Raw genomic sequence first — 25623 nt, 5'->3', positions numbered from 1 at the left:
ATATATTATTGATTTATATATTTATTTTATGCTAATTTCAAAAATATAGAGATCAATAAAGGTGCATACTCAAAATATAATTAACACCATGGTTATTGCAAATGATTTTTTGTAATTTAAGGGATGAGCTTTACAGGAGAGTAGAATGTTTGAATATATCATGCAGAAAGCAAAAATCACTTATCTGTATTTTTTTGCCTATAGAAAATATGAGTTTATCAATAGATGTAATGTCTTATTAAATCAGTTTTTTGACAAAATTCAAGAGATTGAGCCTGAGTATGTAAGCCATTTTAACTGGGATGAACTTAAAAATGAGTTTATAAAAGATATTTCTAATCTTATCTCTATTGATAACTGGACAATTTTTCATGATATTGTTGTTAATTTGAATGAAGAATCTTTAACTAAGATCACTGATTTTGCTGCAGAAACATTTGTAAAAGTTGTATTAAGGGCAAATGCCGCTGAAATTTTATCTCAGATAAAGGAAGGATTAGAACAAAAATTAGATAAAAAAAGCTTTATTGCATTAAATAAAATTTTCAATCTGTATTTAGAATTAAAGTCCCTGTATGAAATCAATACTTTTGAGTCTCCCAGTGAAGGCCTTATCATTGCCAAAACATTTTCAGAAGTGGTTCTAATGTCTTTCATATCAGAACCACTGGTGAATAAATGGCTAAGTATATTTCAAAAGCCTATTGTATCTGATGGATCTACTCTTCCGTTACATTTCAAATATCTTCAATTTGAAGGATATACCTTACAACCTACACCTCCTCATATTAAAAATGCAGCCATATACGAAAATCAAAAACAAGAGCAATTTATTTTTAAAAAACCTAAGCATTTAGAAGATATTTTAGCAAGCACGATTGCAAGCACTATTGCTCATCCACTTTGTTCAAACATATTACCGACTCAAACTGTTTGCTCAAATAAGGGCTGTGTGTTTTTAACTCAACCATTTTTGGCTAATTTAAAAACTATAGTTCCTAGACATCTAGATTTTATTACTTCCCGAAATTCCCTATTTCAAAGTGAACAATTATTTTCGAAATTTCAAAATGAAAATGATAAAGAAGAGAGTCAATTTTTAACAGAATTTTGTCATATTATTGCCACGAGTTTTTTAGTTTCGGATTGGGATTTACATCTTGGTAATATTGTATTGAATAAAAAAAATCTTTATAAAATTGATCACGATTGGGCTTTAGATGAATTAGGTCAAATTAAGATTTTATCATTTTTTGCAAGACGAAATATTTTAAATACTGTTTATCATGATCGCTTTCCCCCCAGCAATGCATTAAGAGATTATCAGTACCTCATTAACTACCATGAGTTTTTTGATGCATTGAGACATATTGCAGATAAAGCAGAGGAAACACTAAAAGCAACTCTAGTGAATGTTCATAATACATTGTTGAGTACATTAATCCATTTTACAGAAGAAGAAAAATATACTGCTTTAATGGGCTTGATGGTAAGGCTTGGTGGTCAATTTACTGAGAAACAGTATCAGTTTGACAATTGGTGTGACGATATTGTCAACACGATTGGCAAAGGCTTGCAACATCGTATTCATGGTATGAGGTTAATGGCAATTTGCTCAGAACTTTATAATCTTGAAGATGCTGCTGAAATTGAAAAACAATTGCATGTGATTCAGGAGTATTTGCTTCAAAATGATAAAGATCTAGCCCTGGGGTGTAAAATTATCCCTCTGGAAGCTCAAGGGCTAATTAGACAAGGGTTAAAAACGCTGGCGATGAAAGACTTGAAAACTGATTGTGATATTTTAGCTAAATGGTTTTTAGCAGATAATGTGCATCAATTTAAATTTTTCCAATCAGAAAAACAGTCTGAGGAGCAGTTAAAATCGAGTTATGGATATCAAATTAACTTATAAAAGAGTTTTGTTGTAATAGAAACACCAACGGCGGTTTTTTTTGGGAGTTAGGCTTACTAGCTCTTATGCCTAAGCTTTTCTTAAATGACTCAAGAAGCCTGCCGTTCCATTTTAACCTCTTTGATTGCGTCATAAGCCCCAAAACAAAAATTAGCTATTGTTCGAAATACTAACAAAAAACTACTGTTTGCATGAAAGATGGCATTAATGATGCCGAGGTATGAATCACCAGTCGTGTTGGTTCCTAAACCAACAAAAAAATATTCCGCCGTATGTATCAACGCAGGTATTTGGGTTTAGTTAAGGATCTGGAATAAACAATAAGGCATGTGGATCATCAATTTCTGATTTATTATCCTAATTGTTGCCAAATCCTTTTATAAACACTTTTTTCTGACGATTTATTTCAATCTAAACCAGCAATTTTGTCTTTAATTGGCTCTAACGCCAGTTTCAGCTTCTGAAGCGAGGGATAATTTGTGCACATGTGAGTGTGGCTATCGTTTAAATATACAGTTGCCCCTGCCAAACTGTAAGAGGCTAATAAATATTGTGTTTGAAGGATATATTTGCCCGAAATTAGTACCTTATTTTCTGCCACATCAAGATTGGATTGGCACGTTTTATCAGTTTCCTGAATTTTTACTTCGGCGATTTTTAGAGCTAAATTATCACATTCTTTAGCTAACGACACATTATCAATATGAATTGATGAAACAGCAAAGCTTGAGGTAGATACCAAAGCTACTACTGCAAAAAACGCTTTTGTTATCATTTTATTGTATCCGTATAATTTGAATGATGGGCCAATAGAATACTTAATATATTCATGGATATCAATGAATTAGAATATGAAAGCCATTTCTCTGAATCGGTGCTTGGCTATCGCCAGGTTATATGCTTTCTTAATATACTTTTGTCCAATTCCCTTATGGCTAAACCTCTTACAAAAAACTCCCTATTCATAAGGCTTACTCTGATACGGCTACTCGTGGCATTGAAGATGGCACATTAACCATAATAGATGGAGCAATTTGACCACTTAGTTGTGCCAAATCATTCAACTTGGGTTCATGATCTCTCCATCCAAAAATAATTGCCCTATCTCCTGGTTTCACTTTTGTCAAAGATCCCAAATGTACCATCATTGCATTCATGTTAATTTTTCCAACGATAGGATATTGCTGATTATTGATACAGACCATCATCCCATGTTGCCATTCTCCGAGTGTCTGAGCTGTTCGCGGTACTCCTTCAGCCCATCCCCCTGCAAGGGTAGCTATCCAAGCACCATCTTTAGGCGCACGCCAGTAACCACCGTAAGATACAGGCTCCCCTTCCTCAACATAAAAAACATTGCGTACTTGTAAATCCATTTGCACGACTGGGCGAAGTCTAGGACTATCAAAATGTAAATCCTTTTCAAGCTCCATGCCATAAAGCCCATGCCCCACTCTTGTGTATAATCTCACATTAAATTCTTTTGAAAATTTTTCAAACTGCAACGGCCATTTCTCAGCAAGAAGTGCAAGTCCCCCGCCAATGTGGATCAAAGGTATATGAATGTTTTCTAAAAAAAGAAATTTTATAACTTCTTTCAATCTATGGAATTGTAGAGAACGAAAATTAATAATTTCATCTCCATTATAATCTGTGCAACGATAACAAGCTAAATGAGTAGCCAATCCTGCAAACTCCACTTGATGAGGATCAAGAAGCTGTAGTTTTGAAATAGTTTCCATCACTGAATCAGGTACATTACTCTCATAGCCACCATCTCGACGTAAACCAGTATCAACCATGATATGGACTTTTAACCTTCCCAAAATGCGATGCTTATTTTGCAGCCATTTTGCAATCATTTTTATAGATGCTGCATTTTTACTAGAAGGTAAAATAACTTCAATTTGATTAGCTGCATAGGTACTAAGATCATATATCATAGGAGCTTCAAAAGTCATGAGACGAACAGAGCTAGGAATCCCAGAGTTTCGCAGTGTGATTGCTTCTTGCAATTTAGCAACAGCTAAAAAATCAATACCTGCTTCTATCGCTAAATCTGAAACTAATTTGGAGCCTAATCCGTAACCATTACTTTTTATCACCCCAATTATTTTTGAATGTGAGCAATGTTTACCAAAAGAAATGATATTTTCGATATTTTTCTTTATCGCTTTCGTGTTAATAAATAAAATAGAACTCGTTTCGCTGGTTTTTGAAAAATCGGTTGAAAGATTTTGATACTCATCTAAATAAATTTCATATTGTTCATTACCAGTATAGTGAATACGTTTATTATTGTGGAATTCCACCACTCTTCCTTTTATTAAATATTGATATTGAATCCATGGTTCTAATGGCAACAAAGGTCCTTTGTTAAATTCACAAGATATTATCTTATTCCAATAACTTTGATAATTTGAAGCAATTTCATCAAAATCATAATGATATTCTTGCATTGAATTGATTAACCCATCGACAGCTAAAAATCCACGCCCAACGCTCAAACCAAATTTATAATCAGTACTTCCGGCACTATCTCCAAGAAAAAATATAGGAACATGAAATTCTTTTTGCCATAAAATTTTTATTGCAGTCTGATTCCAATAATATTCGCAACGAGAGGCATAGAAGATTTCTATTTTTTCTAAATCGGTTGGTAGTTTAATTCCATATTTATTTGTTTGATTAATAACTGCTTTTTTATATTTTTCTAACCATTTTTTTGAATTTTCAGATAACCCTCCTCCAGTCATATTAAGTCGATTAGATAAAGAGTTATATTTTGCACGTTGAATAAACTCATCTGGTATTTCATTTAATACAGAAGATAATTCACCAGATGGATAAGTATATAGTTGAACATCATAGTTGCAATTATTAGATGCAGCATATGAAACACCATTTTCACCTAATTTAGTATATAAAATAGGATTAGAGTTTCTCAGGTAATTCTCTATTCTTTTATTTTGATAGATTAAATAAACACCATGACCTTTTGGCTCAGATATTTTCCCATCGAGAAGATTTAATTCGCTTCTTAACGATTTTGCATAGGTCCCGCAAGTACAATAAATTGCAGTTATATTTTCTATAATTTCTGAATGATTTATTGAAAGTATTTTTTTTATTTGTGATTGGTAATTTATTGTCTCGAGCTCGAAGTAAACAGGAATGAAAAAGAATCGATTTTTATATTCGTTATTATTTTGAAGAAAATTTATCATACTTTCTTGAAATAAACCAATATTGATCCATGGCCAATAAGGATAACCTGGCTTTGGCCAAAAATTTTCATCATCTGCTTGATGTGTATTAAATATTCGTAAGCGTGTTTCTTCATCAGCCCACATTATATTTTTTACATATTCAGGTAAATTTTTAGCAACGCAGAAAGGAATACGAATAACTTGTGGCCGTTCAAAAGTACGACCTTCAAGTATAAAAACACGCGCATTTTTTTGACTCAATAAAGTATAAGCTAAATAACACCCTATGGGGCCGCCTCCCATAATAATATAATTACGCATAAAATCCGTACCCATTTTAGTACCATTCATTTAATGATATCCATGTCTCATTTTTCATCTTTCAGTATTTTCTTTTTTTCTTTAAGTATTTGTAAAGAGAATGGAGGCTAATATCAGAAATATTGCAAATTAGGCTACGACATTTTGTGCTCGTTATACCGATTTTACGCTGTTTAAGAGATATTTGATGTTTCTTTCAATTGAAAAAAAACAGTATGACTTTGAAATATGCTTTGATTTTCATCGTTACAAAATAAGTCTACTCAATAAATTGATTACCAACATTAAGATATTTTCATGGTCTGTAATCAGAACTTTTTTTGTTGATGGCTACTTACTTTTTGGTACAAGAATATTAGGCCTTTCTTGATTTACTTCATAGCGATCTGTTCTCAACTCTTTGCCCTCTAAATGCCCTATCCCTTCCTCTTGTCCTTTTTTAAATCGTTTTTCCAATAATTGTTGTAATACTTCTAATGATTCTTTATTTTTATGAATATAATCAGAAAGCCATTCCGGTGATCTCGATTTTACAGACTCATCTTGTGCCTCATCAACGATTAAGCTCCAAATACTCCGCATGTTTCTTGCATCTGGGCTGCCTAGGGTTTTATAAATATCAGAAATATTAGCCTCTTTTTCATTGGCCCCTAGTAAGAAACGGGTCGCTTTTTGTTGCCAGACAATTAAAACCCATTGTAATGCATGTGTGAATTCACCATGGGTCAGGCCTCTGAGGGTGCTGTCTTTAAATAAAAAGCCATGCGAAAGTATCCATTGAAAATCTTTATTGGATAAACCTTTACTGCCTTTTGTTTGACAAAAGCCTGTCGCAAAACCAGCCTCAGCTAACTCTTTTTCGAGGAAGGATCGTAATACTTTTACAGCCCCTTTATCTGAAATGTTTAAATTTTTTTTATTTAACTCTTCTGAAACTTTCCGGTTTAACTCTATAAGCTGTTTCAGAACAGCCTCTTCATCCATTAAAAAAGCACCAATTTTTGCGCAATTTTTGATAAAATTACTGTCATCTACTAAACCTCCTGAAACTCTTTCATTTTTTATTTGCTTTTCAAGGGTTTCTACATCCTGGACATTTGGCTGCCAAGTTTTTTCAAAAGTCATTTATGTCTCGTTAAATAATTTTAAATAATAATAGTATAGTAGAAAAACACAAAACATGAGGATGTTTCACAACTTGTAATTTATTAACCCATGAACGCACCGCCCCATGAGGCTTTCAATCTGTGTGTTGGTGAAAATTTAACCTCAAACCTCTATGAATAAAGACAATATTATGGAATAATTATTAGCCATTTTTGATAATATTAGTCTACTTATATGAAAATAAAAGCAATGTCTTTAATGATCTCTATTTTATTTCCTGTCGCTTTATTCGCAAGTACCGCAACTTGTCCTTTATCAAGCGGAATCAATGTGCACACCACAAAGCGAATTTTGAATATTTGTAAAAACGGCACCGTAATTAAAACCTTTAAAGTAGCACTCGGAAACAAAGGTGTTGGTAAAAAAAAGGCAGGGGATAATAAAACTCCAGTTGGTTTATATGGGTTAGCTCATCCAAGAAAATCCAACCAATTTAAAGTCTTTATTCCAATTCTCTATCCAACTACAAAGCAACGAGCAGCAGGATATACAGGTAGAGATGTAGGGATCCATGGACCAACTCAGTCCTCGAATAGGTTTAGTTGGCTAAACAATTTACCCTTCTCAACGCGTGGATGTATTGCTGTGGGTAATAACAACTATATCGAGTATGTGGCTAATTGGGTAAAAGCTAATCCAGGGGCTAAGGTTTTAATTATCTAAATTGAGACGAAATTCGAGATTGCATCTTTCTTATCAGAAAAAAGTGAGTCCGTATAATTCCGCGATTTAAACCTAAGTAAATTCGCTCCTGCCAAAAAATCTTTTAGGCAATGGTGAGCAAGAACCAACTCCTGATGATGTTGTGCATACAGGTCAAAGGTCTATTTGGAGGTATGTGACGTCAAAAATCGGCACGTATAGGTGTATCTATCAGCCACTTCAAATCGTTTAGATAAACTTTCAGGGTTGAGTCTGTAGGCCTAATCCTGAAAGTTTATCATATCTTACCCGAAATTATTGGCCGAGTTGAGAACTTCTAAAATAACCCATGGTGTCTAATGAAATATGAATTAAATTCATATGATAAATCAAAATATTCAATTGGCCAATAATTGCACATAAAGATTATCATTAGGAGTAATGAATTATGTGGAGTTAATATGATGGGTAATGGTTCTGTTATCGTGCAAACATGGGGAACTAATAGTAAAAGTCATTTTGGTGTTAGGAGGCTTGCAGCTACTCAATATCGTGCTGAAAATGTTGGACATGCATCGATTGAATTAAGACTGCCTGTCAATGAAGAAAATACCCAACTTATAAATAAATATTGCCAAGTTCAAGCCGGAACGAAAATCCCATGTGTTACAAAGTTTGAGTTAAATAATGATGGGACCTATGAGAGTGTCTATGTAGTTCGATTTAGTTTCATACCTTCTAATAATGGAAGATTGTTTCATCTGAACCCTACTTATACAGACGATACTAATTATGAGAGAGCCGGCCATCACACTACAGAAAGACATTATTTAGAAACTGCAGATTTGGTAGCAAGACGAGCTCATAAGCGAGTAATTAATTTATTTCCTTCTTGCTCATTAACGGAACATGGTCGTGCTCTTGATTTTTCTTCTGCTAAGGGTAAGTACATACTTAATAAAAAAGCTATTGCTAATTGTGAGGATTTACTAGACACAGCTGAATTAATTAAAAATAAAATAGCAGGCTTAGAAGGTAATCCCTCCGAGATCGATCTGAAGCATCCTAAAAATAAAACAATTTTTCTTGCTGCCAAAAGACTAGGATTAGAATTACCCAAAGAAAACAAGATCTTAGTGGATCAATTATTATCTCAATTATCAGTGTTTAAAGAAAATACAACGAAAGAAATTAAAGAATTAGTAAATAAATTAATACCATTAAAAGACATGGTAGAAAATAAGGAAGAAAATACTAAATGCCGCTTACGATTGGCTGAAATTACAAAGATACAAAATTCACTCCCAAAAATTTCTAGTTTTGAGGACTTTGCTGCATGGTATAGTGATAATCCAAATACATCTAAAGAAATTAAAGAAAAAATCGATGCTTTATATCCTGGTGTTGCAGAAAATAATTTTGACAACTTTATAGCAAACTTACGGGATGAACTATCCAAATTATATGAATTTTACCGCACGATCATATCGAAAAATGATTCTGAGGCTACACTATTTTACCAAAATGAAGATAAATATTTATGCTATGGCCGCCCTGCTGATTCACAAGTACGACTTCCCATAGGCTCAGGTCAATTTGAGCTCAATGCTGCATGCATGTTAGAGCAAATGAGGAAAATAGTTGATTCTGGTTTTGAATATGATTTGCACACTCACAATTGCTCAAGCACGGCTCTTAGTATATTAAAAGCGGGTAGAGAGGGCAAAGTAAAAGAAGTTTCTCCGGCAAAAGTATTTGCTACAGTTACACCTCAAATTGTTTACAACACGGCAGCTGCGTTTAGGGATAATGCGTGTGGCATCTCTGCAAGCCAATCTCTTATAAATTTAGATATTTTTTATATAGATAGATCTCAAAATCACCCATTGACCGTTAAATCTAGAAAATGTGCAAATGTACATGATGCAATAGTTCGTTTTGCTGTAGATAACATCTTTCCAGAGGAGAGCGATGAAAGAGATAATGTATTTTATATTTTTTCTAAAGAAACTAAGAAAGCCATTTTAAAAGAAGCAAGCAAACCTATACCTACTGAACTATTACGCGATCTGTGGGGGATTATTCCTGATAGGACTTTACCTCTTTCGACAAGTACATCACATATTGCCGTAATTGATCAAAACATGACCATGAGGCAACTTATCCAAGGATTAACTGTTTTAGCCCAGATTAAAGCTGAGGAGCGGCTTCAACACACTTGCAATTTAAATTCAGAAATTATCAGAGAAGAAATCATAACTGATAAGAAAATAAATACACAACCAAAACTATTTTTAATGGGGTTATTCGCGGCTGCAGGCTTAGCAATTGGAGTAGGCATTGGAGTTGCGTTAGTTTCTACCGGGGTATTTGCTCCTTTTGGAGTTGGCGTTTTAGGCGCTGTCGCTGTTGCCGCAACATTAGGAGGTGGTTTGGCTTTGATTAGTGGTGCATTAGGATTTGGTGCTGCAAAATTGACTGGGTCTCCAACCAATATTCAAACTGGGGGAACAATAGTGAGCCCAACGACCGACGATTCAAGTTTAAGATCTTTGAAATTATTAGCTCAATTAAAATCTTCCTCTTCTGAACAACCTGCAATGAGCAACACTAACTCGCCAAGCAGTGAGAATTGTCCTAATAATCCACTTCTTAGACCTGACAACGTCTGTGATATTAGTTTTCAGGATCAGACTGAGGAAAATGATATGGATTTGATTCTTTCAGAAACTGCAAATTTGAGACCTTAGGGTCTCTCAGACACATTGCTAAAGGTGCAGCAACGGCTCTCATACAATAAAAGCAAGTAGATTACTCTATACTTTAAATTAAATTGATACATTGAGAACTCCATGTTTACTGCACAAATATTGCTTTTTGATTCTCTCTTACAACGCTATTATTCATACTATATTTATGAAGATCCAATAGCACAAAATTTGCAAAAAACGCACTGCACCCTTGATTTATCCGCTCTGGAAAAAGATTTTTCTGTATGGCAATCGGCTATACCAACGTTAGCAAACAACTCCAAAATTCAATATCTATGGTGCCAAAAACTACCTCAAAAAAAAGTAACTGGCGAGTTTATAAAGCTCTTAACAACTGCTTTATCTCAAAATTCACATTTAAAAGCTTTAAGCTTAAGAAATAATTATATTGGAAATGCCGAAGCTCCTTATATCGCGAACCTCTTAAAATCTAACTCGACATTAAAAGAAATTGATTTAAGTTATACTGCTATTGACGACGTCGGAATAAATACAATTACTCTTGCTCTTCAAGAAAATAGAAGTCTAAAAAAACTAGATCTGGAGGGTTGTTACATTGGAGGAATTACAAACTATTTATTCCAAATATTAAGTACACATCAATTCATACAAGAACTTAACGTCAAAGATTGCTCTTTACAATTTTATACGGGCTTAACTCAGCTTCTAAGTGAAAGCACGTCTTTAAAAAAATTAGACCTGAGCATGAGCCAATTGGGTGGTTACAATTTAGAATACTTAACAGATGGTTTACAAAAGAATAAAAATCTAATGAATTTAGATTGTTCCTCTTGTGCATTAGATACCTCTACTCCAGAAAAGCTACAGGCATTTGCAGAAGCTTTAAGTAATCATCCGTCCTTAACTTACTTGAATTTATCTTCAAATGGACTTGACTCTAAAATATACCCACTAGCTACTGAAATAATTAAAAATAATTCTTCTATCAGATACTTAAACTTAACTGCCAATTACATGGGCGATGAAGCGCTTCAAAATTTGGCAAATACCCTTCCAAATAACAACTCGCTGACTACTTTAGTTTTACGAAAAAATCGAATTAGTAATAATGGATTAAAGCATTTGAGCGGAGCACTTGAACAAAATAATACGCTGGTCCATCTTGATTTAACAGAAAATGATTTTGATTCAGTTCAATGTTTAGGTGACTTTTTGCAACATAATATCAGCATTACTTCGATTGATTTTGACAAAGAAAAAATTTCAGATAACAGTTTCGTAGAAATAGAAAAGTTACTAAAAAGGAATCAACAAATAAAAAACTCCTATCTTATTTTTTTAAAAAATGCGGAATCCCAAAATGATCTCCATGGAATGTTTAGGGTGTTGAAAGAGATAAAACAAGATTTTTATAATCACGATAAAAGAATTTGGAGCCCGAGCCAACTAGAAATTATTTATAACTCCTCACTAGACCGTATTAAGTTCAAATTAGGAGAAGAGTTCACTCTAAATAAAAATCCGGAACAAAATTTGTTATATTTTATAGATACTTATATTAAAGCAATTCCTCTTTTAAATGATCTTAAACCGCGACTCTCATCCGCTGTAATAAATTACATAAATACTACAGCCCTAGAAGAAGAAATTGCGTTATTTAATAAATTACGAGATATTCTTGAAAAAAATAGAGATGAAGATGACTCGATAAATGAAGAAAATATGGAGTCTATTAAACATGTTTTGGATTTTTTAACCCAAAAAATTGTTTCTCATTATGATGCAAAAGAACGAGAACATAGCTCCATCACTCCTACTACCCAAGTAAAAAAGCATTACAATCAGGATGATTTTATTGTAAAACTAAGAGAAGATAATAATTATCAAGCACTTAATAGGGCTCGTCTAAAATTTTCAGGTCTTTGTGAATTAATTTGTAATTATATAATCAGAGAAGATTTAATGGGGTTATCTTCCCAGAGTGAATCTTCAGGTGATTTTAATGAAATCTTACCCCAAAATTTAAATGATATTCATTTATTGGCAGGACTTTATCAATTAAACACTGACTGGGTCTTAGGTAGCCACATTCTGGATACCAGTAGCAATCTTGAAAAAATAAAAGCCTACCTATTAAATAAATATCCCTACTCTCTTTTTTCTCCATCCGATGTAAGTAAGGACAGTACACAACTGGATGCCACTTTATTCGCTAAAAAATTAGATGAGCTTGAAGTGGGTTGTTATATAAAATTTATGGCGTTTACTAAATCATTTGGGAAAATGGAGGGACACTCCATGCTAATAAAGAAGAACCAGGATAATACGTATTCATTTTTTGATCCCAACAAAGGAGAACAACTTAAGTTATCCGCATCTGAGCTTTGCCTCAAATTAAACAAATCATTGAAACTATATAATGCAACACATATGACTTTTCTCGATGGCCTAAAATATATAAAAAGCTTAAACCAACCCGCATCTAATGAGTGGAATGCCTCTTTATCAAAAGTACATCTTAATGTGATGAAAATTGACCCTCTGCATCGACGTGCGAATATAGAAGCTGTTTATAATTTATTAGCTGATCCATTATTTAAGAATGAAGATAATACTTCTCCTCGCTATATTAATGAGTTAAAAAATATTCTTAGAAAAATAGATCCTGATAACGAAGTGAATATTGTAAAAAGCATCCTTGAAATTAAGAGAATTTCTAAAATGGAACCTGAACCGGATGAAAATATCCACGTTCATTCACTACGATCTGTATTTAGTAACCCTACTTCAACTACCTTTGCAACTATCCGATCGAATTTATATAAAGACTCACAAATACATAAAATTATGACTAAGCCTGAATTTCATGAGTCAACTAAGCCACATAGGAGTATTTAAAGAACGAGGGCCATGTGCAATTAACAGATGGGAATATTTCTTGAGAGATTTGTTTATTTAGATGATTGAACCAACTTATTATACGCTATAGTATAAACAACAATACATAAGAGAGAGTACTCGAATGAACGTGATTAATCTTAATAAAAAAAGAAAGACGAAAAATCGTTTAGAGAAGGAAAAAAAAGCCTCTGAAAATCGTATTAAATTTGGAAGAACTAAAAAAGAAAAGCAGCTAGAGAAACAAGAAAATGAGCGGAGTGAACGATTTCTAGATGGCCACAAGCTCGAAGAAAAGGAGAAAAAATAAAGGCGTCCGTAGGGTAACATCCCTGAAGTTTTCATGCACTATAGCCCATTAAATTATTCACCTAAAAATGGTTCTCATTATATTTTCAAAATACTCACTGCGAGAATACTGAGAATAAGGGCTCCAATAATATTGAATATAACTAATAAATGTTCTGGTATTTTTTTTGCTATTCCCATACCCACTATTGTTGAGAATAAAGCCCAACCTCCAATTGCAACCAGGTAAGGAAATAAGGGTTTATTTGAAACACCTAAACTCACCCCAACTGCTAGAGCATCTAAGCTTGTAGCGATCGCAACAATGAGTAGTTTATTAAAACTATGAAACTCTATAACCTGAGCACTATCATTGCTGTTTCTCCAAGTTCGAAATCCTTCATAAAACATATGGATTGCAACACAAAACAATAATGAAAAAGCAATCCAACGAGTCATTGAGGTAAACTGTGAAATAATGGCTTCTCCAGCAACTGCTCCTGTTAAGGTAGCAAATAACTCTGCTCCACCCGATGCAAAGGCAAATTTTAAAGAATCACTAAATCTATGAGGCCTAAGACCCATAGCTATCGCGGCTGAAAACGAATCAGCACTTAAAACCATTCCTAATAGTATGGGTTCGATAATACTCATATTCTTTTCCGTCTACTGGATGCTTTAGAAAAGAATTTTATTCTCAGTTTAAATGGCTCACATTGCAAGCCATCAAATAATATTTAAAGGGAGAACCTGTCTTTAATAGAATTAAGAGTGGAAACGATATTTCCTCCTTCTGAGATAGGTTTACATTTAATCTTTTTTCCTAACTCCTGAATTCTGGCAATACGCTTCTCCTTAAGATATTTAGCATTGATACCACAAGTATCCAAGTTGATTTTTCGAACTTCACCTCACTTGTGCATCCCAGCAAGTGATTTGGATATCATCGAATTATGTATTTGTTCTGAAGAAATTGAGATTAAGTGGTGTTCCTAATGTGTTATTTACATGTTGCCATGCTAAGAGTAGTCCTTTGCCCGAACAGGGTCTCTATTTTCATAGTTCCATCTATCAGCATTCGCCAAGTATTTGCTGCAGACAATCGTTTTTTTAGAGAGTTTGCAATCTTATCCAAAGTAAAACCTACAAATAAAAGCACAAATGTCACACAATAAGTTCAGTAACAAGCAAATAAATGTCTCTTATCTTAAAACGTACTTATTAAAGAGCTTATTGTTTCTAAATATCAAAGACAATAAATCTAAATCACCTGCAGATATTTTGCACTATAATATAGCTAATGATGGCTGAGGAGAGTGAACATGGCACATATCTATGAAGATGAAGGCTCTGTTAACAAATTGGTTCGAAAAAGAGCCATAGAGGCAGCGCTTCACGAAACTATGGAAGGAATTATTAATAGAAAAAAAATCCCCGATCATGCACCATCAGTCAGAGCCATTGCAAAACTTTTAAACAAAATAGAGTCATATGACACAAAAAATGGATTTGATGACGGAAACAATACTGCATATCATGCACAACAAATGGCGATAGGTTTTGAACGTGAACTCAGAGCTTTTTTGAAAGATACTAAAGACATGGAAAAGAGTAGCCATGATTATAACCAACGTGTAAGTACTTTTAATGACAGTTGTCACCAAATTATAGGACAAAATATAGAAGGAGTATCTCGGGAGCCAACTTTCTGGAATTTTATAGCACCAGCCATTAACGCCTTTTTGAAACTTGTTGGGGCTGAACCGTATAAACTTGATACAACCAGTTTTGCCAAAAACCTGGACATTAGAGAGGGACTTAGAGAGTTAAAAGATACTGGAATCGGAAAAGATAGAATTGAAGAGATTGATAGGGGAAATGAATATACTGGCCCCGGTTAATAAATATGTCTTCACGTTTGAATGTTATTAAACCCAAAAAACTGAGCTCTGGATCGAATTGCGGCGTTAAATAGCGATAAAACGCCAAAAAGTGAGTATCACGAACAAAAAGAATAGATCACTTTTAAATCAATGATCCAGCAAATATAAATTCTTTATCTCTGTCAATGAAGTCATTAAATATTGATGGAATAAGCTATTCAGGAAAACCGACTAAGCGAGAAACTCTCTAGGTCGACTTTCCCTCACAATACTAATGCAAAAATCCTAAGCCTAAAACACCAGCAATAATCAGATAAATAGCAACAATGTAATTTAATAGTCGGGGTAAAAGCAGTATTAAAACGCCCGCAATTAATGAAATAATTGGGGTGATATGAACAGTAAGCATATTTTCTCTCCTCCATGAGCTCAATATAATTATTATAGCAGTAATTCCAGTGACCCCGAAAATGGCTAAAATAGTGATCCATACAGTCTTTTGCTGTAAATATTGCCGAGCGGAATAATGCATTCGACACATTCATGCTCATATAAGCCAGCGTTAATCTTGAACAAATAAAATGGAATTATAACTAGTAGGTTTAATTAAGTATGACTATTTTAATAGTTACGATAAGAAAGAAATCATGTATATCGAGATAAATAAATTAATAGAACAATGATACTTAACGTTTAAATGGCAGCGAATCAGTACCGCAGCGAGAACTCACATTATATTTGATGATTGATTAGGAAAGGTTGGCATGATTAATGCGACTAAGATTTTTGTTGCAAATCTCATTATAACAGGGCAGTAAAAAACAAACGTTATTAACCTTTGGAGGTCCTATTATGAAAGAACTTGTTCTACTCCCAGAGGACAAATACAAAGGCAACAAATTTATAAAGTCAGTCAATGAAGATATTAAGAAATTAAACAACTTGATAGCGGAATATAATAATACTTCCCTCATTGAAAAAAATGAGATTTTAATAGAAATATATTACTATCAGAAAGATATTACTGATAAATATCCCGCAAGCTATAACCTGAATTATCCTGACTTTTATCAATCATTCCAAATTGAACTTTTCAATGAAATGAAGAAAGAATTTGGCTTTCTTGGCAATTTCTCAATGAGCAAAGATGCAGTGAATGAATTTGATTTAAATAATAAAACTCAAATCACAATGAACAATCAACACAAGGACATACAATTACAAACATTTTGGGCTGCTGTTAACTTAACTGATGACTCTGAAAAATTGTTCTATTTAAAACAGAAAGTTAGAAACCTTATTGTTGATGAAAATTTAGATCTAGAACGAAAAAAAGAATTCAGAAATGTTGTTAGAGCAATTAATGCAAAACTAGCAGATCTACCAAGCGTCACTCACGATGAGCCTTTTTTGGAATGGATAGCCAATATGGAAGCTCATCAGGTTATGGAATTGATCGAAATTTTAAGAGATCACAATGGAGTACCACAAGAAGAGTGGAACAAACTTTCTTGCCTTAAAGGTTATGAGATCACATTTTTGGGAGGAACTAATTCCAGAAATTTTGCTGTCAAAAGCCCATTTGGAGAAATATTCACATTAAAGGTAGATATTCGTTTTGATGCACCTAAGGATATGGAAAAAAAGCTTTCTGAACACCCATCATTGAGATATACGCTCATGCCTCCCTTAGTCGATAGAGTAGCTGTGGTTGATTACGGTGTGACGAAACAAGGCATACCTCTTAAGAGTAGTGGTTTAGTTATTACTGAATATTGTTCTGGTGGAGATGTTTTTTCCTACAGAGAGTCAGTTGCTCATTCTTCTGATGAACTTTTGAATTCTGCCGCACATATTTTTAAACAAATGGTTGAAATTTTAATAACTATGAGAAATATGGGTGCCGTATTTTCTGATGCTAAAAACACTAATTGGTTAGTTGACAACAAACTAAATGAAAATCTTAAAATAATGGATGGCAAGTCGATCCGTCCAGCAGGAAGTAGCGATTGGTATCCATTCCTGGTTACTGCAGGAATGCAAGGTGATGCTGTCTTTATAGTTGCTAACAACATATATCAATATTTAACCGGATGTGACCTGCAAGCTCTAGAAAATAAGGACTTTAATCAACCTATATTTCATACAGAAAAAGGTCAAAAATTTGGGGAGATCATTAACCACTTAACAAATCCAAACCAACACATATCTTTGGAAGATGCATTATTCACATTAACTAATCTTGACGAAGAACTGAATGATACGGATATTAATACTCAAGAGGCAACCTCTCAAAAGGCCCCAAAAGAGTGTTTTGCTTTAGTTGATAAAATTCGTCAGTTTCCAATAAGCAATAACGATAAACAAATAGTAGATTTTATAAAGTTTATATCGATATGTATTGATGTTTCTGATAACGCACAGCATTTAGGTTCTATTAAACAGGAATTAGAGCTGGTTCTTCTAGGACAAGAAATAATGCAAAAAATTAAAAATGAAATCAATAAATTGCGCGATGAAGATAAAAAAGAGTTCTTTTCTATTAATAAAGGAGCTAAGGCAGATAGAATTGAAACAGCATTAAACTACGTATTAAATACCGTTCCTGTACAAAAACGACACCTTATTATGGATAGTCAAGAGGGAAAACAACTCCGAGATGCACTGGCATCAACCCGAACTTTGCCGGGAAAAGTAAAGCATTTTATTTATAATGGAGAAAATAACAAAGGAGCAGCTACATTTTCAAGAATTAAAAAAGAATTAACTGATATGAAAAAAGAAAATGATAAACGCGAATTACAAAAGCACATAGGTCCTCAATGAAGACCGTACTCTCGAATTAGAAAAATAATAAAGATTAATCATCACTCACTCTGACTGTAACATGTAACAATCCCAACAATCGATTCAACTCATGAAGACTCAGGTGGTTATACACCGAGATGATTGACTATACTCATATTGCGAAACCAGCTATTGGCGTTCTGCCGAGGGCGCTGGAATTCCACGGTATCTTTTTTGTGTAGGGTGATTCAGTAACGGTGGGTGTTCGGGATAGCTACATCAAGCACATTCAGCTTGAAATACATTATTCTTAAGCTTTAACCCTTTAGTCCTTTGGTGACAAGAAGTATCTCTGCCAATCATCATCTATTGGGCTTAATTAAAGTAAATTAAGCCCCAAAAGCAGTGGATCAAAGCCCCTTACTGCAGTCCATGCAAGGATTCATTAATGTTATTGTAATCAAACTGGAATCCACTCTCGAGTAACCTTTTCGGTTGCACTCGCTCAGAGTCGGTTAATATAACAGAGGATTCGCCGATTAGTAGTTTTAATACAGATTCGGGAAGAGGCACTCCAGGTGCCCATTTAATTAATCGCAATTCTCTCAACATTTCAGAATTACTACAGGGTTGCGGGGCGGTTATGTTTATGGCGCCATCAGCTAGCGTATCATTGTTAGCAATAAAGGCAATTGCTTTCGCTACGTCTTTGATATGCACAAAGGGAACAAATTGATTCCCCGAACCAAATCGACCTGCACAAAAAAAACCAGAGAAACGATAATAGGGTAAAAGACCACCTGTATTAGATAGAACATGCCCAAGTCTTAAATTAACCACATTACAATTTGCTTTTTTTGCTCTTTCTTCAATTTCTTTGCACACCTCCACTCGGAATTTTGTTCCAGGATCCCTTCCCACAATGGGTTCACTGTCTTCAGTCAAAATCGTATCGCCAGCATTTCCATAAAATCCTGCTGCAGAAGCTTGCAGGTATTTTAATGGTTTTTCTCGCGCTCTATCTATATTCTGAATTATAGTGTCAATTACTTGGAAACGTGATCCGGCTATATCTGATTTTATTGAAGAGGTCCATCTATTAGCACCCGGGTTCGATCCGCTTAAATTTAATATAAGTGTATTTTTGTCAATTAAATCAGACCAATCTTCATTCATCGCTCTGACTTTGACTCCATCAATATTGAGTTGTGTCTGTGCAGACCGACTTAAGCAATAGACATCATATCCCTTTCTGATAAACTCCAGGCAAACCTCTTGGCCAATCATTCCAGAACCACCTGCTATAATAATTCTTTTATTCTTTACAACATCCTTTTTGTCAATTTTGAATTGGCCATAATAATGCAATAACGTACCAATCATAGGAAAAGAAATTTTGCCATCAAATTTCCATCCGTCTTTTGTCGGTTTTTCGATCCACTCTGATTTCGGCAATAAAAATGAGGGCAGCGGTATTTGGAATGAATCAAAGAATGTGAGCCCCTGAGATTCATATTTTAGTGACTGATCTGATTGAAGTTTTATTTGGTAAATAAATCGAAATGCTTTATCTAGAAAACCACCGACACCCTCACTTAAATACATTTTTTGGTTAAATCCACGATAAAGAGCATGTGTAGTTGAATATGTTTTTTGTTGGGAAGTGTTATAGCCAAATACCCTACTCCAACGTTGGACCCCTTGGGATAAATTGACCACTTGCGCATGAAATGGTTGCTCATTCATATCACAGGGGAAACCTGCAAAAGCACCTACTATCTTTGCAAAAGATGACGGTTTTTCTACAGTAACAATACCGGTACCACTGCCGCCAATATTCGAAGTTTTGAACTCTTTTACATGATCATCCAATTGATTGGATTCAGGGAAAACGCTGCCAAATACAGAAGACGATGTATCATCAGTTATCGATAATCCAGGGGCCTGCCAATATCTTAACTTCGTCGAGCCACCTAAGCTAAACGATACAAAATATTCAAATATACTTCGCTGTAGCGAAGGAAAAAAACTATTTGCAGTCCGCATTACTCCGTTTCTTAACATTTTAAGTAATGGATTTTGGACTTGCCCTACGGACGCAATCAAATCCGCAACGCTTTGCACTGTTTTAGCACGTGGTTTTCGCTCTTGTTCGTACTCAGGTATACCTTTTAAATAATCAATTCGGTTCAGTTTAGATGCCAAGCATGCAGCATCTTCGATACATAAGCCAGCACCTTGAGCAATATTTGGCGCAGTAGCATGAGCAGCATCCCCCATCAAAACAATCCGATTATCTTGCGATGTCCAAGGAAATTGTTCAACCCCTTGAATTTTGGAAATATCCGTTCTTAGGATTTTGTGCGTAGAATTAATTAACTCTTCATAATCAACTACAATTTCACCAGAATCTGTGCGAATAGGCTTCCAATCTTTAACCAATTCTTTCAAAAATTCTTTGGTGCCCTCATTAACCACTTGAACATCGTTAATTGGTGATAAATATTTGTGATCCTTTTGGGTTTTAACCGCGATAAACCAGAAAGCATTTGGTGGCTTTAATGGAACATAACCAAAACGAATTTCATGAGTTCCATATTTTTTAGAGTCGCCATTTCCCCATGTTTCAAATGCTTGAGACCACCATTTATATTGAGTCTCGACAGGAAGTGAAGTATCTGCACGAAAATAAGTATAACCAAGATCTGTCTCGAGGACTGGAGGCAGCTTTAACTCAGACATCAGGCAATTTCTGATTTTCGAGTGAATGCCATCACAAGCGACGAGTAAATCACCTTTATATTTAATACCATCAACATTCACTACTACTTGATCATTCTCTCGTTCGTATCCGTAAATTTTTTGTGACGTAATAATTTCTACATCATCTCGATTTTTTACGCCTTCTAACAGCATATTGATTAAATCATCACGGTTTAAACACTGAACAGGAAATCGGTCGCTAAAATCTTCATTTGCTCTTGCCAATATTTTGCCATCAGCATCTCGGTAGCTTGGAAATGGCATGATATAACCAAATTGCTCTATAAATTTTTGGTAGTCGGGTATATTCTTTAAGACAGTCTGGCTTGGAGGCCAAATACCTATTCCTCCACCGATGCTTTGCTCGTTACTATTGCAAAACGTCCTAGATTCGAACATTGTAATATGAAATTTAACATTTTTATTACCATGGATTAATAAATTAGCCAAGGTCAATCCCGAAATACCACCACCGACTATTAAAACATGAACTGATTTAACCATGTCTTTATCCTTCACTATGAAGCCAATTATTGTCTATAAAATAGACATAAATTAGCATAATTTGCCCATACGTTAAATGAAACGGGTTATTTTTTGCAAACATGTATAAAAAATCATTAATTTTGCTAATGAATAATGTAACGTGATGATATCATTTACTGAGTAAAAAATATTAGTTTTAACCAAATCCACTCATTCCAAGCTGTCATGTCTAACTCTTAGCCAGCGCCTATTGTCGACTCACTCTAATACTTTACAAATAAATTTGCTTCTCTGATGCCACAAATAAATGGGAAGAGAGCCGATGCGAAAACACAAGATGTATTTGAATGTACATTCGAAAATCGGCAATATTCAATTCTAACTAATTTGTAATCTGTAAATGCACTGCGTTTTAGCATCGCAAGAAATGTAGGCGAGCTTAAATTACCTGGAATCAAACTTTAAGTCTGTTAACAATTACCCATTGTCACTCGTTATGCATAATATCTAGTTTTCCAATAGGATGCTTCTTCAAAGTTCTTTTAAAGAAAGATTAAAATCAGATTCAATTAATAAACTATGATTTCTGGGAATAATTTTCCATTCAAACCCTTTTGTAGAAAGTTTTTCAGAGGCAATAATGACATATTCTGAAATAGACTTTTTATCCCTGCAAAAATACATCGTTTCAGGTTTAGCCTTAGAAGAGGTGCAATATCGAAACGCCACTACATGTTTTCCATCAGTAATACAAATATTAAAATAGCATACGGCTTTTTGATAATTTTTCTTTACTAAGTTATTAATAAGAGTTAAGGCTTCTAATAATACCGCGTGGATATCCTGAGAGTTTTTAATTTTTACTTGTTTTGACAATTGCAAAAATAAAGCAAATATCAATTCTGAATCAGTAGTTCCTTTTATCCAATTATAAATATCATCCTCCAGCAAATGATGGATTTGACGTTTTATCTTTTCAAAATGGGGAATCAATCCATTATGCATGAATAACCAATTTTTATAGATAAATGGATGACAATTAAAATGAGAAATGCCTCCAGTACTTGCGGCTCGTACATGAGCAAAAAATAGTGATGATCTTGTTTTGTTTGCCAAATAAGATAGGTTTTTATCATTCCATGCGGGAAATAATGACGCAAATAATGCAGGATTTTTATCAAATGGAGTATACCACCCCAGTCCAAAACCATCTCCATTAGTCACTGTATGTGATTCTTGAGAAATAAGGCTTTGTTTTACAAGGGAATTTTTTGGTTTAATTAAAAGATCGGATAATAAAATATTTTCCATCCCTGTATAGGCAACAAATCTGCACATTTTATTTACTCAAAATAGGTATATAAGTTATTTTAGGAAATAAAAATTAGAATAGCGAAAATATATAGGAAATTGGGGAGCATATTTTTCAAAAATAATTATTCTTTTAAATTTATTAATTTATTTCTCATCTAAACTGTATACAAGCAATAAACAGTAGCGCCAATTTTCAGAGGTTAATTTCATTATCTTTTGAGGGACAATGATGAAACAATTAGACTTTAATAAATCCTCAGAAGTCACAATTGGAGTTGAATTAGAGTTTCAAATTATTGATCCTCACTCATTTTCTTTAGTCTCTCGTGCAAACGATGTCTTAAAAAATATTCAAAAAAGTGAACATAAACAAAAAATTAAACCTGAGTTGACGCAGAGTATGATTGAAATTAACTCTTCTGTTCATCATGGGATTAATGAGTTATATCAGGATTTACATCAATTATATGATTATTTGTTGCAGATAGGCTCTCAGTTGAACATTTTTTTCTGTGGTGGAGGAGTTCATTCTTTTCAAAAATGGGCGACGCAAAAGATATTTCTTAAAAAAAAAGAATATAAAGATTTTGCAAAAAGATATGAATTTCTTGCAAAAAGAGCCACTGTATTTGGTCAACATATGCATATAGGGTGTAGGAATCCAGAAGATGCTCTTTATCTGGCACATGCGCTTAGTCGTTATGTTCCTCATTTTATTGCTATTTCAGCATCCTCACCTTTTTATCAGGGAATTGATACAGGATTTGTCTCTTCAAGATCTACTGTGTTTAAAGCTTTTCCTTTCAGTGGCGCAATGCCCTTTTTAAAAAATTGGAACGAATTTTCTCTCTATTGTTATGAAATGAATGAATTAGGAATTACAAAAAATATGAATGATTTTTGTGGGATATTAGAATACAACCTAAGTTTGGAACAGTAGAAATTAGAGTATGCGATACGCCTTTAACATTAAAAAAGTAGTGTTATTAGCTGCTTATCTTCAATCCTTATCTCTTTATCTTTTGAAAGAGCGGCCCATAAAAATGAGTCAAGATTTATATTTTTTATATAATTATAATCATTTTCAAGCAAGCAGATATGGATTTAATGGACACTTGATTGATGGATCAAAGAAACGAATTAGTGAAGATATACTAAGCACTATAAAAAAAATAAAAAAATATACACAACGATTACAAAATGACGAATTTATTAAACTGCTCATCAGCGTAGTGAAAAAGAAAGATTATGACGCTAAAAATTTAAGAGCTATTTTAACTCATACCCAATCTTTTCAAGAAGTTGTTTCTGTTCAATGTCAAGAATGGGCAAAATTTTCTGAGAAGTTAGAACTTATGTTATTAAGCTGCAAATACTGAAACCATTTTGGACAAAACTCAGTTTGTAAATATTATCATCGATTTGCGACTTTTATGATTTATTGTACCGATTAATATGATAATTAAATTAATTTTAATGCTAAAAAATTCATAATTATCTCCCCAGATTCTTCAATTAAATACTTAGAGGTATCAATAGCAATGTGCGTACTTTCCCAAGGCTCATAATTACGATCCAAAACGGCTTGCCAAGTAGGGAGTTTATAACCCTCTATATCTGCAATGCGTCCTTCGATTCAATTTTTATCTAGCTTTTTTCTAGAACAAATAAGTTCAATCTCAATAAAATCAGATTCAGTTTGTTTCGCGACTTGTTGCCAGTCTTTTCGTGTTATCGCAATTGGATTAACCGAGTCAGCCACAACATTTAAACCTAAGGTTAAATTTTCTCGAGCAAGTGCATAACTAATTAAATAACCTTCTGAACCCACGATTAATGAACCAGGATAGCCATCTAAATTAATTAAAGCCTGCTCGATAGTGCCTACTCTTAGATAAACAGCTTTTAAACGCTCGGCTATAATTTTAGAAATTGCCGTTTTTCCTGTTCCAGGTAACCCAACAAAAATAATTAACATTGCAAGATTTCCTATTCTAAATTCTCGTATAACTTTTTATCATGTTCCTGTGTTCTTAAAATTGTACACTGTTTATCGCGGAGCAATTTTAAAAAATATTCACTCAAAGGAATTTATCTTTTTATGTTTCTAATTAATATTTCAATATATTACACAGTAACGATGATTTACCATGGATTCATTTTTGAAAATGGAGAAGGATTAAAGAGTTCTAGTGCCTCATTTCTCTCTTTATTTTGTATTATTTCATCTTGTACATTAGGCGTACTTTTAACAGATAGCTTAGGTTTCATTGATAAAGGAGTTGGGACTGAATTTTTACTTTCCGATTGCTCCTCCTTCGTTTGTAATTTTTGATTTTGTGGGGGCAGCAAATTATTAGCCAATTCCTGGATAAATTCATTATATAGCTTTAATGTAGGTAAGCTAATGCGAAGTGAAAGTATATTTCCTTCTTCATCTTGAATCAAATTGATGCAATCATTTGATAATTGATGTTGTTCTTTAAACGCATCAAATTCCCTGATGATAGCGCTTATAAATTTTTTTAACTCTTCTTTCTGCTCTCTTGATAATGAATTAGGAGCACACTGCAAAGTGATTCCCAGCGTCAATGATTCGCGGTCAGTAGAAACAATTAATAACCCTTTAATAACTAACTCAGCAATTACTTCTGGATCATAACTTTCTTTATCTAACTGAGACTCTGTGCCTGCCCCCTCATTACCCTCGATTAAACCGAACGCACCGCTTAAGTCTTCATTATCACCAACTGATTGATAGGTCCTGATCAGAGATTTAGCATCACCCTCGCAGGTTTTTTCTTTTGATGTGTTACTGGAACCAGTCCCTTCCCCACCACCACCGCCACCTCCATGTCCGAAACAACGAGGAGTTGGAGCAGTTTCTTTAAAACAAATCTTACAGCGTGCTTTTGCTGATTCAGCAGCAGCTTCTTTTTTTTCTGCCTCTTTTCTAAATCGTTCTAATGCTAATGAGGTAGAAGATTCCTTGGACTCTATTTTAGATATCATGGCATCCTTTTTAATGTTTTCTATATCAAAGTCTGCTTTATGGGATCTACTGTTTAATGAATTTAAATTTTCTAAAAGTAAGGCTCCTAGTTTGCCAACTGTTACTTTCATACTTTGCTCCGACTAAGTTACTGCATAATAACTTCATTATATCGAAATAAAAATCGTCAATTGTATAAACTTTGTATATATACTGTGATTTACGT

18 protein-coding genes are annotated in these 25623 nt (G+C 33.9%); 9 read left to right on the top strand and 9 right to left on the bottom strand.

All coding sequences use genetic code 11. From position 1 onward, the window contains the following. Positions 1 to 145 precede the first annotated feature (145 nt). Positions 146 to 1915: a hypothetical protein gene (locus EL220_RS07630; RefSeq protein ID WP_027271964.1), complete on the top strand. Its 1770-nt coding sequence runs from the start codon at positions 146 to 148 to the stop codon at positions 1913 to 1915. Positions 1916 to 2321: 406 nt separating this feature from the next. On the opposite strand, the gene EL220_RS07625 is transcribed toward EL220_RS07630, so the two are convergent. The 3 genes from EL220_RS07625 to EL220_RS07615 all read right to left on the bottom strand — a co-directional run bounded on the left by EL220_RS07625 (position 2322) and on the right by EL220_RS07615 (position 6570). Beyond that, a complete protein-coding gene (locus tag EL220_RS07625) occupies positions 2322 to 2690 on the bottom strand; it encodes a hypothetical protein (RefSeq protein ID WP_027271965.1) in 369 nt (122 codons plus the stop codon). Between the two features lie 196 nt (positions 2691 to 2886). Beyond that, positions 2887 to 5475 carry an alanine racemase gene (alr, locus tag EL220_RS07620; protein WP_027271966.1) on the bottom strand — a complete coding sequence of 863 codons (2589 nt, stop codon included), beginning with the start codon at positions 5473 to 5475 and terminating at the stop codon, positions 2887 to 2889. A gap of 300 nt (positions 5476 to 5775) precedes the next feature. Continuing rightward, on the bottom strand, positions 5776 to 6570 hold the full coding sequence (locus EL220_RS07615) for a LirA/MavJ family T4SS effector (protein ID WP_051544771.1): 795 nt from the start codon (positions 6568 to 6570) through the stop codon (positions 5776 to 5778). Positions 6571 to 6786: 216 nt separating this feature from the next. On the opposite strand from EL220_RS07615, the gene EL220_RS07610 reads away from it, so the two are divergent. The 4 genes from EL220_RS07610 (at position 6787) to EL220_RS07595 (ending at position 13194) form a co-directional block, all read left to right on the top strand. Then, positions 6787 to 7275, top strand: a complete 489-nt coding sequence (locus EL220_RS07610) for a L,D-transpeptidase family protein (protein WP_027271968.1) — start codon at positions 6787 to 6789, stop codon at positions 7273 to 7275. 440 nt (positions 7276 to 7715) lie between these two features. Next, entirely contained in the window at positions 7716 to 10004 is a 2289-nt protein-coding gene (locus EL220_RS07605; protein WP_051544772.1) for a hypothetical protein, read from the top strand. 102 nt (positions 10005 to 10106) lie between these two features. Then, a complete protein-coding gene (locus tag EL220_RS07600; protein WP_027271969.1) occupies positions 10107 to 12884 on the top strand; it encodes a leucine-rich repeat domain-containing protein in 2778 nt (925 codons plus the stop codon). A gap of 124 nt (positions 12885 to 13008) precedes the next feature. Beyond that, positions 13009 to 13194: a DUF4169 family protein gene (locus EL220_RS07595; protein WP_035906409.1), complete on the top strand. Its 186-nt coding sequence runs from the start codon at positions 13009 to 13011 to the stop codon at positions 13192 to 13194. Positions 13195 to 13271: 77 nt separating this feature from the next. On the opposite strand, the gene EL220_RS07590 is transcribed toward EL220_RS07595, so the two are convergent. Continuing rightward, positions 13272 to 13826: a manganese efflux pump MntP gene (locus EL220_RS07590; RefSeq protein WP_027271971.1), complete on the bottom strand. Its 555-nt coding sequence runs from the start codon at positions 13824 to 13826 to the stop codon at positions 13272 to 13274. Between the two features lie 668 nt (positions 13827 to 14494). On the opposite strand from EL220_RS07590, the gene EL220_RS07585 reads away from it, so the two are divergent. Further along, positions 14495 to 15073: a flagellar basal body rod protein FlgC gene (locus EL220_RS07585; RefSeq protein ID WP_027271972.1), complete on the top strand. Its 579-nt coding sequence runs from the start codon at positions 14495 to 14497 to the stop codon at positions 15071 to 15073. Between the two features lie 253 nt (positions 15074 to 15326). Here EL220_RS07585 and EL220_RS07580 read toward each other — a convergent pair whose 3' ends face one another. Continuing rightward, on the bottom strand, positions 15327 to 15464 hold the full coding sequence (locus EL220_RS07580) for a DUF3096 domain-containing protein (RefSeq protein WP_081779087.1): 138 nt from the start codon (positions 15462 to 15464) through the stop codon (positions 15327 to 15329). A 443-nt stretch (positions 15465 to 15907) separates the two neighbouring features. Here EL220_RS07580 and EL220_RS07575 point away from each other — a divergent pair, with 443 nt between their 5' ends. Further along, entirely contained in the window at positions 15908 to 17881 is a 1974-nt protein-coding gene (locus tag EL220_RS07575; protein ID WP_027271973.1) for a protein kinase family protein, read from the top strand. 381 nt (positions 17882 to 18262) lie between these two features. Here the strand turns inward: EL220_RS07575 and EL220_RS07570 are convergent, their stop codons facing one another. Together EL220_RS07570 and EL220_RS07565 are read right to left on the bottom strand one after the other, a co-directional pair. After that, complete coding sequence (locus tag EL220_RS07570; protein ID WP_027271974.1) at positions 18263 to 21109, bottom strand: TIGR01777 family oxidoreductase; 2847 nt, start codon at positions 21107 to 21109, stop codon at positions 18263 to 18265. A 513-nt stretch (positions 21110 to 21622) separates the two neighbouring features. After that, positions 21623 to 22429, bottom strand: coding sequence for a class II glutamine amidotransferase (locus tag EL220_RS07565; protein WP_027271975.1), 807 nt, complete (start codon positions 22427 to 22429; stop codon positions 21623 to 21625). Positions 22430 to 22631: 202 nt separating this feature from the next. Here EL220_RS07565 and EL220_RS18795 point away from each other — a divergent pair, with 202 nt between their 5' ends. Then, positions 22632 to 23345 carry a YbdK family carboxylate-amine ligase gene (locus EL220_RS18795; RefSeq protein WP_232002695.1) on the top strand — a complete coding sequence of 238 codons (714 nt, stop codon included), beginning with the start codon at positions 22632 to 22634 and terminating at the stop codon, positions 23343 to 23345. Between the two features lie 10 nt (positions 23346 to 23355). Further along, entirely contained in the window at positions 23356 to 23784 is a 429-nt protein-coding gene (locus tag EL220_RS18790; RefSeq protein ID WP_232002694.1) for a glutamate--cysteine ligase family protein, read from the top strand. Between the two features lie 257 nt (positions 23785 to 24041). Here the strand turns inward: EL220_RS18790 and EL220_RS07555 are convergent, their stop codons facing one another. Continuing rightward, positions 24042 to 24383: a P-loop nucleotide/nucleoside kinase family protein gene (locus EL220_RS07555; RefSeq protein WP_197720980.1), complete on the bottom strand. Its 342-nt coding sequence runs from the start codon at positions 24381 to 24383 to the stop codon at positions 24042 to 24044. Between the two features lie 167 nt (positions 24384 to 24550). After that, positions 24551 to 25528: a hypothetical protein gene (locus EL220_RS07550; protein ID WP_232002693.1), complete on the bottom strand. Its 978-nt coding sequence runs from the start codon at positions 25526 to 25528 to the stop codon at positions 24551 to 24553. Positions 25529 to 25623: the final 95 nt, after the last annotated feature.

Origin of the sequence: Legionella sainthelensi, assembly GCF_900637685.1 — a bacterium.
Taxonomy (GTDB): Bacteria; Pseudomonadota; Gammaproteobacteria; order Legionellales; family Legionellaceae; genus Legionella; species Legionella sainthelensi.
Note: the sequence above shows the minus strand (reverse complement) of the source record. Positions and strands in the feature narration are given on the sequence as shown.